At 36.5% G+C, this 9,234-nt stretch carries 8 protein-coding genes; all 8 read left to right on the forward strand.

Features of this window, described 5'->3' with window-relative positions:
* Window positions 1–451: 451 nt before the first annotated feature.
* Complete coding sequence (locus tag EAI80_RS10355; RefSeq protein ID WP_161220334.1) at window positions 452–553, forward strand: hypothetical protein; 102 nt, start codon at window positions 452–454, stop codon at window positions 551–553.
* 147 nt (window positions 554–700) lie between these two features.
* A complete protein-coding gene (gene rpsL / locus EAI80_RS10360) occupies window positions 701–1,114 on the forward strand; it encodes a 30S ribosomal protein S12 (RefSeq protein ID WP_022425216.1) in 414 nt (137 codons plus the stop codon).
* Window positions 1,115–1,153: 39 nt separating this feature from the next.
* Complete coding sequence (gene rpsG, locus EAI80_RS10365) at window positions 1,154–1,624, forward strand: 30S ribosomal protein S7 (protein WP_006505720.1); 471 nt, start codon at window positions 1,154–1,156, stop codon at window positions 1,622–1,624.
* A gap of 51 nt (window positions 1,625–1,675) precedes the next feature.
* The gene (gene fusA, locus EAI80_RS10370; protein WP_129981961.1) at window positions 1,676–3,748 is read left to right on the forward strand and encodes an elongation factor G; all 2,073 of its coding nucleotides are present in this window, start codon (window positions 1,676–1,678) and stop codon (window positions 3,746–3,748) included.
* Window positions 3,749–3,837: 89 nt separating this feature from the next.
* Window positions 3,838–5,022: an elongation factor Tu gene (gene tuf, locus EAI80_RS10375; protein WP_129981962.1), complete on the forward strand. Its 1,185-nt coding sequence runs from the start codon at window positions 3,838–3,840 to the stop codon at window positions 5,020–5,022.
* Window positions 5,023–5,202: 180 nt separating this feature from the next.
* Window positions 5,203–7,584, forward strand: coding sequence for a YhgE/Pip domain-containing protein (locus tag EAI80_RS10380; RefSeq protein ID WP_129981963.1), 2,382 nt, complete (start codon window positions 5,203–5,205; stop codon window positions 7,582–7,584).
* Window positions 7,585–7,711: 127 nt separating this feature from the next.
* Window positions 7,712–8,509: an HAD family hydrolase gene (locus EAI80_RS10385; RefSeq protein ID WP_129981964.1), complete on the forward strand. Its 798-nt coding sequence runs from the start codon at window positions 7,712–7,714 to the stop codon at window positions 8,507–8,509.
* A gap of 97 nt (window positions 8,510–8,606) precedes the next feature.
* On the forward strand, window positions 8,607–8,915 hold the full coding sequence (locus EAI80_RS10390) for a PTS lactose/cellobiose transporter subunit IIA (RefSeq protein WP_006505715.1): 309 nt from the start codon (window positions 8,607–8,609) through the stop codon (window positions 8,913–8,915).
* Window positions 8,916–9,234 lie beyond the last annotated feature (319 nt).

Consider the following 9,234-nt stretch of genomic DNA (forward strand, 5'->3'; position numbering starts at 1 on the left):
ATCCTTTTTTTCTTTCTATAGATTTATTGACCTTAAGAACATGATAAATGATTTATGAAATAAACAAAACAGATAGCAGAAAACTGCCCCTAAAAAGTTGACAGCATAAAAGCAAAGCCAGGAGTTCATACCCCTGACTTTTTCAAAGCTTGAGTAAACCCCAAGTCTATTTAGTTACTCTATATAATGAGAAGTACATGGATTTATGCAATTGTAGTTGTCAAAGGTAGCACACATGGAATAGGGTAGGTAATTTTATCTAGAAATTCTGTAATTATCAATATTTCGCTTTCTAGAGACCATATGAGCTAAGTTAATACAAGATTGCTGTACTGCTGTAAAGGTGGCATATTAGCCCTTAAATACGCATTAATGATGAGTTAGAAAGTAAATTCTATTTTGAAAGGATGGATTAATACTTATAGGAATATATACACAGGATATTTCTTCTATGATCTTATTCTTATGTTCATCAGAGGCATCATTTATCAATGGTGAGGGCATCTGTATTGATGGTGGAATGGCTAAACAGATCATCTATCATGAAAATTGAACCTAGATTAACAAAAAAATAAAAAAAGTTGTTGACTAGGACTTTTATTTGTCATATACTGACAAAGGTGTCCGATGAGGGCACATATATAAAAACAAATTTGTGAAACACCCGGAATTGTGTGTTAGAATTAGAAAGGAGAAAATCATGCCTACAATTAACCAATTAGTAAGAAAAGGACGTAGCGAAAAGACTAAAAAGGGTAAGTCTCCAGCTTTAAATAGAGGTTACAACTCATTAGCAAAAAGACCAACTAATGATAATTCACCTCAGAAGCGTGGCGTTTGTACCCGTGTTGCTACAATGACACCAAAGAAGCCTAACTCAGCATTACGTAAATATGCCCGTGTTAGATTATCAAATGGATTAGAAGTTACAGCTTACATTCCTGGTATCGGTCATAACCTTCAGGAACACTCTGTTGTATTAATTCGTGGTGGTCGTGTTAAGGACTTACCAGGGGTTCGTTACCATATTATCCGTGGTACTATGGACTGTGCTGGTGTTAAAGATCGTATGCAGAGCCGCTCATTATACGGAGCTAAAAAGCCTAAGAAATAAATTTTTAAATTAATAAAATAGAGAGAGGAGAATTTGCCGATGTCTAGAAAAGGACGTATTGCGAAAAGAGATGTTTTACCTGATCCAATTTACAATAGTAAAACAATCACTAAGCTTATTAACAACATCATGTTAGATGGTAAAAAAGGTGTTGCTCAGAACATCTTATATGAAGCATTCAAAAAAGTTGAAGAAAAGACTGGAAAGCCAGCTATGGAAGTATTCGACGCAGCTATCAACAACATCATGCCTGTACTTGAATTAAAGGTAAGACGTGTTGGTGGTGCTAACTACCAGGTACCAGTTGAAGTAACACCTGAAAGAAGAATGACTTTAGGTTTAAGATGGTTAACTAACTATTCTCGTTTAAGAAACGAAAATACAATGGTTGATCGTTTAGCTAACGAAATTATCGATGCATCTAACGGTACAGGTGCTGCTGTTAAGAAGAAAGAAGATACTCATAAAATGGCAGAAGCTAACAAAGCTTTCGCACATTTCCGTTGGTAATATCTTTATTAAATATAAATTAAAAGAAAAAGTATTTGAAAGGAGAAAATTATGGCTCGTGAATTTCCATTAGAAAAAACACGTAATATCGGTATCATGGCTCACATCGATGCTGGTAAAACAACTACTACTGAACGTGTTCTTTACTATACAGGTAAAATCCATAAAATTGGTGAAACTCATGATGGTGGATCTCAGATGGACTGGATGGTACAGGAAAAAGAACGTGGTATCACTATCACTTCTGCTGCAACTACAGCTCACTGGAAAGGACATCGTATTAACATCATCGATACACCAGGCCACGTAGACTTCACTGTAGAAGTTGAACGTTCACTACGTGTACTTGATGGTGCCGTTACAGTACTTGACTCTAAAGCAGGTGTAGAACCTCAGACTGAAACAGTTTGGAGACAGGCTACTACTTATGGCGTACCAAGAATTGTTTTCTCAAACAAGATGGACGCTACTGGTGCTGATTTCATCATGTCACTTAACTCATTAAATTCAAGATTAGGTGCTAATGCTGTTGCATTACAGTTACCTATCGGTGCTGAAGATACATTCGAAGGTGTCATTGACTTATTAAAGATGAAAGCTATCTATTTTGATGGTGCTGAAGGTATTGATGTAATCGAAAAAGAAATCCCAGCTGAATATGTTGATCAGGCTGAAGAATATCATCAGACTTTATTAGAAGCTGCTGCTTCATTTGATGATGATTTAATGATGCAGATTCTTGAAGGTGAAGAACCTGCAATCGAAGATGTTAAAGCTGCTATCCGCAAGGGTACAATCGCTGTAGAATTATTCCCAGTTCTTTGTGGTTCTGCTTACAAAGATAAGGGTGTACAGCCAATGCTTGATGCTGTAGTTGACTACTTACCAGCTCCAACTGACATCCCTGCAATCAAGGGTGTTGACATTGATGGTAACGAAGTTGACCGTCATGCATCTGATGAAGAACCATTCTCAGCTTTAGCATTCAAAGTTATGACTGACCCATTCGTAGGTAAGTTAACTTTCTTCCGTGTATACTCTGGTACTGCAACTGCTGGTTCATATGTATTGAACTCAACAAAAGATAAGAAAGAAAGACTTGGTCGTATCTTATTAATGCACGCTAATACACGTAAAGAAATTGATGAAGTTTATGCTGGTGATATCGCTGCTGCAGTAGGTTTCAAAAACACTACAACTGGTGATACTCTTTGTGCGGAAAACGATTTCGTTATCCTTGAAAAGATGGAATTCCCAGAACCAGTTATCGAATTAGCAATTGAACCTAAGACAAAAGCTGACCAGAACAAACTTGGTGAAGCTTTAGTTAAATTAGCTGAAGAAGACCCAACTTTCAGAACATCTACAAACCCTGAAACTGGTGATACTATCATCGCAGGTATGGGTGAATTACACCTTGATGTCATCGTTGACAGATTAAAGAGAGAATTCCATGTAGAAGCAAACGTTGGTGCTCCTCAGGTTGCTTATAGAGAAACTATTACTCAGGCTGCTGAATGTGAAGGTAAATACATTAAACAGTCTGGTGGTCGTGGTCAGTACGGTCACGTTTGGATCAAGTTCGAACCTAATGAAGGTAAAGGATTTGAATTCGTTGACGCTGTTGTTGGTGGATCAGTTCCAAGAGAATATATCGGTTCTGTAAAAGTTGGTCTTGAAGACGCTTTAGAAACTGGTATGATTGCTGGTTACCCAGTACTTGACGTTAAGGCTACATTATTCGACGGTTCTTACCATGATGTCGATTCATCAGAAATGGCATATAAAGTAGCTGCTTCTATGGCATTAAAAGCTGCTGGTAAGAAGTGTGCTCCAGTAATCCTTGAACCAATCATGAAGGTAGAAGTAACTGCACCTTCTGAATACTTAGGAAGCGTTATGGGTGATATCTCATCTAGACGTGGTATGATCGATGGTCAGGAAGAAAGAGGAAATGCTGTAATGGTTGAAGCTTCTGTACCTCTAGCTGAAATGTTTGGTTATGCAACAGACTTAAGATCATTCACACAGGGTCGTGGTAACTATACAATGCAGTTCGACCGTTATGAACCTGTTCCTAAATCAATCAAGGAAGAAATCATTAAAAAGAACGGCGTAAAATAAGAATAACTATGATTTTTATTGCAATTCTCAATAAAATCTATTAAAATAGTTATGTAAAATTTTAGAATTATATAGGAGGATAACCTTAAATGGCTAAGGAAAAATTTAACCGTGAGAAAACTCACGTAAATATTGGTACTATTGGTCACGTTGACCATGGTAAAACTACTTTAACAGCTGCTATCACTACTGTATTAGCTAGTGAAGGTCAGGCTAAAGCTATGGACTATGCTGCAATCGATGCTGCTCCAGAAGAAAAAGAACGTGGTATCACAATCAACACTGCACACGTTGAATATGAAACTGCTCATCGTCACTATGCACACGTTGACTGTCCAGGCCATGCTGACTACATCAAGAACATGATTACTGGTGCTGCACAGATGGATGGTGCTATCTTAGTAGTAGCTGCAACTGATGGACCTATGCCTCAGACAAGAGAACATATCTTATTATCTCGTCAGGTTGGTGTTCCATACATCATCGTATTCTTAAATAAGTGCGATATGGTTGATGACGAAGAATTAATCGACTTAGTAGAAATGGAAGTTCGTGATTTATTATCTGAATACGACTATCCAGGAGATGACACTCCAATCATCCGTGGTTCTGCATTAAAGGCTCTTGAAGGTGATCCACAGTGGACTCCTGCAATCCATGAATTATTAGACACTATGGATTCTTATATCCCAGATCCAGCTCGTGAAACTGATAAGCCATTCTTAATGCCAGTTGAAGATGTATTCACAATCACTGGTCGTGGTACAGTTGCTACTGGTAGAGTTGAACGTGGTCAGTTAAACCTTAACGATGAACTTGAAATCGTCGGTATCCATGAAACTCAGAAGACAGTTGCTACAGGTATCGAAATGTTCAGAAAGTTACTTGACTACGCTCTAGCTGGTGATAACGTTGGTGTTCTTTTAAGAGGTATCAACAGAGACCAGATCGAAAGAGGTCAGGTATTAGCTAAACCTGGTTCAGTACATCCACATAAGAAATTCAACGCTCATGTTTATGTACTAACTAAAGATGAAGGTGGACGTCATACTCCATTCTTCGGTAACTATAGACCACAGTTCTATTTCAGAACTACTGATATCACTGGTGTTATCGAATTACCAGAAGGAACTGAAATGGTTATGCCAGGCGATAACGTAGAATTCACTGTAGAATTAATTCACGCAATCGCTATCGAAAACGGTACTAAGTTCTCTATCCGTGAAGGTGGACGTACTGTAGGTGCTGGTAACGTAACTGAAATCATTGAATAATTTTAGTTCATTAGACTGTTGACTTATGTCAGCAGTCTTTTTTTATGCTTTTTAAAAAAATGATATACGCTTACATCATGCTTTTTTATCAAATCGCCTTATTTGTAAATTGATAAATGACTAACGGTCAACTAAAATGACTACTAGTCATTAGGAAGATGACAGAAAGGAAAGGGTAATATGATTAAAGCAGAATGGAAAAACATTGCGAAAAGTACATGGCTTAAAATTGTACTTTGTGCAATCATGATCATTCCAATGATTTATGCTTGTGTTTTCTTAGGTTCTATGTGGGATCCATATGGTCAAACAGATCAGCTTCCAGTAGCCGTTGTAAATAAGGATAAAGAAGTTGAATATAATGGTTCTACTATGGATATTGGTAAACAGTTAAGTGATAAACTTGCGAAGAATGATTCAATGGATTTCAATATTGTTTCTTCTAGTAAAGCACAGAAAGGTTTAAAAGACGGAAAGTATTACATGATAATTACTATTCCTGAAAACTTCTCTAAAAATGCGACGACATTATTGGATGATGATCCACAGACAATGATGCTCACATATACAACAAATCCACAGACAAACTACGTCGCAACTAAAATGGATGAGTCAGCAATGGCTAAAGTAAAAGCTGAAATTTCATCAACAGTGACTAAGACTTACTCAAAGATCTTATTTAAGAATGTAAAAACATTAAGCAAAGGATTTAAAACAGCCGCAGAAGGTTCACAGAAATTAAGTGATGGTGTCAATACAGCCAAAGATGGTAATGCCACTATTACAGAAAATTTGAATACACTTGCTTCAAGTGCATTAGTATTCAATGATGGTGCTGATTCTTTAGTGAAGGGATTAAGTGCTTATACAAAAGGCGTCTCTACTGCGAAAGCTGGTGCACAGCAGTTAGACAACAACAGTGCCACTTTAAACAATGGTGCTGCTCAGTTAAAAGCTGGTAGTTCACAATTATTAAGCGCTGTTCAGGCAGCCGAAAAGCAGTTAGGTGATGGAATTAATGCAAGTGCTGGTCAGTTAAATACATTGACTTCTAGCAATAAACAGATTGAAGAAAGTTCTAAACAGTTATCTGCAGCATTAACTAAGATCCAGGGCGCTATTGATAGTAATAACTTAGTAGAAAATGATGCCCAGGCAGCTAAGAAAGTTGACGGTATGATTTCTACATTATCTACTACTATCTCAACAATGAATAACAATGCAGCTCAGTTAAATCAGTTAGCTGCAGCGGAAAAGAAACAGGCTGAACAATTACAGGCAACCCAACCACAGGCCGCTCAAGAATTAATGTTGAAGGCTACAAGCCATGCAACTCAGGCTGCTACATTACAGCAGGTTGCATCTCAGTTATCATCTAGTATCAATACAGATGATTTAAAACAGTTATCTACATTGTTAAATGGTAATGCAGCTGTATTAAAGAATCAGACTGCAGCCAATGCTAAGACTCAGCAGTTATTAGCAAGTTCACAGCAGTTAGCAACTGCCAATAACACAGCAGTTGGTTCATTAGTAACTAACCTAAAGACTGTACAGGCTAATATGAAGGGAACTTCTAATTCAGTTGGTATGGTTGGTGCAGTAAGCCAGATTGATGAAGGTTTAGGTACATTACAGAGTGGTTTAAAGACTTATACAGGTGGCGTTAAACAGGTAAATAATGGTTTAGGTACGCTTGCTTCAAACAATAAAACTTTAAATAGTGGTGCTTCTCAGTTAGCTGATGGTGCATTAAAGATCAGTTCTGGATCTAATCAGTTAGCAGCAGGATCTGCAACATTAGGTGAAGGATTAACTACTATTGGTGAAGGAACTAATACACTTACAAGCAGCTTAAAAGATGCTTCTAAGAAGAGTAATATCAAATCTACTAACAAGACATACAAACAGATGTCTACTCCAGTAGATACACAAAAGAAAGAAATAACTAATATGCCAAACAATGGTCATGCAATGGCACCTTATATGATGAGTGTTGCTTTATATGTTGCATGTATGGCATTAAGCTTAATGTATCCATTTGGTAAGGGTATGACTACTACTGATAGCCCAGTAAAGTTCTTACTTGCAAAAGCTACAGTCATGGTTCCATTATCATTTGTACAGGCATTAATCTTATACTTCAGCTTAAGAGGATTTTGTGGATTCACTCCTGCTAGACCAGGATTATGTATCGCATTCATGCTCTTATTATCACTTGCCTTTATGGCATTCATCGCATTCCTTGCAATCGCATTTGGTCGTATCGGTGAATTTATCGCTTTAATCTTCATGGTATTTAACCTTGGTGCTTCTGCTGGTACTTATCCACTAGAAACTGCACCACATTGGTATACAGTATTACATCCATTTGTACCATTCACATATAGTGTAAATGGATTTAGATCAGTGATTGCGAATGCAACTGCAGTTCCTACAACAGAAATCTTATTCTTCGTTGGTTTACTTGTTGTATCTGTACTTCTTACTTACGTAATTGTCAGACATAGAAGTAAAACACATAAAGTATTCCTTCCAGAAGTATTTGATGGAGAATGTTAGTGAGATGGGTAGAAATACCCATCTTTTTTAACGTTTATTAAAGATTTTATGAGACTGATCTTAATTGGTTTTATTTCTGCATACATTTGATATAATAGAAGTACTTGCTAGAAAAGGAGATTGTAGTATGAGTAAATTATTCTTTTTTGATATAGATGGGACACTTATTGATTGTAATCAGGATATATATGAAATCACACCTAAAACTATCCGTACTTTAGATAAACTAAAGGAAGAAGGACATGATGTATTCTTATCAACAGGTAGATGTAAATGTTTTATTGTGGATGGTGTTATGAAGTATCCATTTTCAGGATATGTGACATGTAATGGGGCTTATGTAGAGTATAAAGGCAAATGTGTCTATAAGAATGTCGTACCAGCCAAAGCAATTAAAGCAACCATGGATCTATGTGAAAAACATCATTTTAACTTTTACTTTGAAGGTAATGATTATATTTATGTCAGAGATTCAAAAGATCCAGTCCATCAGGCATTCGCAAATAACTGGGGTATGAAGGAAGAAACAATCATTGATTCATTTGATTATAAGAATATAGAAACTTATATCGGAATGATAGTAGTCAATTCTAAGGATGATATTCCAGTCATGGTAGAAGCTTTAAGTCCTTATTTTGATGTACAGAGACATCAAAGTGACCGTTCTTTTGATTTGACCCTTAAGGGTTCATCTAAAGCAGTAGGAATTAAAGAATTAGTGAAGGAACTAGGAAGAAGTATTGATGATACCATTGCTTTTGGTGATGGACGTAATGATATAGAAATGATTGAAGAAACAGGACAAGGTATAGCAATGGGTAATGCAGTACCAGAACTTAAATCAGTCGCAAAATATATTACAACTAATATTGAAGAAGAAGGAATCACTGCTGCATGTAAGCATTTTAACTACATCAAAGACTAATTTTGGCATATTGTAAAAGAGTGTTGAAATTGCTTTCAAGAGTTGCTATAATAGAGGCACAGATGAAATCTGGAATTGTTGTTAAAGGAGAATTAAAATGGACGAACAGGAACAGACAGTCATTAACTTAATTGTTAATGCTGGTAGCGCAAGAAGCTCAGCAATTGAAGCAATTCAGTATGCAAAAGCAGGAGACATCGAAAAGGCAGATGAATCAATTCAGACCGCTAAAGAAACAGTTAACGAAGCTCATCATGCTCAGACTGAATTAATCCAGGCTGAAATCAGAGGAGAAAAAACTCCACTTAACTTATTAATGGTACATGCACAGGATCACTTAATGTGCGCATTAGTAGTTATCGATTTAGCTCAGGAATTTATTGATGTTTATAAGAAATTAGCTTAATTTCATAAATACCAATACAGCATCCCACATAATGGGATGCTTTTTTGTCTATTTAGCATAAAAAGCATGTATAAAGCATATTATTGTATTAGGTGATAAAATAATTAATTTTAAATTATGAAGCATATAAGGGCTAAAAACGCGATATAAAAGAAGATAAACAAAAAAATGTCCAAAAAACACTTTACAAACGCTGTGATATTGGGTATTATAGACAGGCAGTCCGGGAGACGGGCTGAGACAGAACATTGAAAACTGAACAGATACACGTCAGATTTATTTGAAAACATTTAATTGATGAGCTGAACATCAGCTCTTC

Source organism: Catenibacterium sp. co_0103, assembly GCF_004168205.1.
Lineage (GTDB): Bacteria > Bacillota_I > Bacilli_A > Erysipelotrichales > Coprobacillaceae > Catenibacterium > Catenibacterium mitsuoka_A.

What these genes read in the sequence shown, in the direction of transcription:
- rpsL (WP_022425216.1), top strand. Translation starts at nt 701, where the DNA reads ATGCCTACAATTAACCAATTAGTAAGAAAAGGACGTAGCGAAAAGACT.
- EAI80_RS10385 (WP_129981964.1), top strand. Translation starts at nt 7,712, where the DNA reads ATGAGTAAATTATTCTTTTTTGATATAGATGGGACACTTATTGATTGT.
- tuf (WP_129981962.1), top strand. Translation starts at nt 3,838, where the DNA reads ATGGCTAAGGAAAAATTTAACCGTGAGAAAACTCACGTAAATATTGGT.
- rpsG (WP_006505720.1), top strand. Translation starts at nt 1,154, where the DNA reads ATGTCTAGAAAAGGACGTATTGCGAAAAGAGATGTTTTACCTGATCCA.
- fusA (WP_129981961.1), top strand. Translation starts at nt 1,676, where the DNA reads ATGGCTCGTGAATTTCCATTAGAAAAAACACGTAATATCGGTATCATG.
- EAI80_RS10355 (WP_161220334.1), top strand. Translation starts at nt 452, where the DNA reads ATGATCTTATTCTTATGTTCATCAGAGGCATCATTTATCAATGGTGAG.
- EAI80_RS10390 (WP_006505715.1), top strand. Translation starts at nt 8,607, where the DNA reads ATGGACGAACAGGAACAGACAGTCATTAACTTAATTGTTAATGCTGGT.
- EAI80_RS10380 (WP_129981963.1), top strand. Translation starts at nt 5,203, where the DNA reads ATGATTAAAGCAGAATGGAAAAACATTGCGAAAAGTACATGGCTTAAA.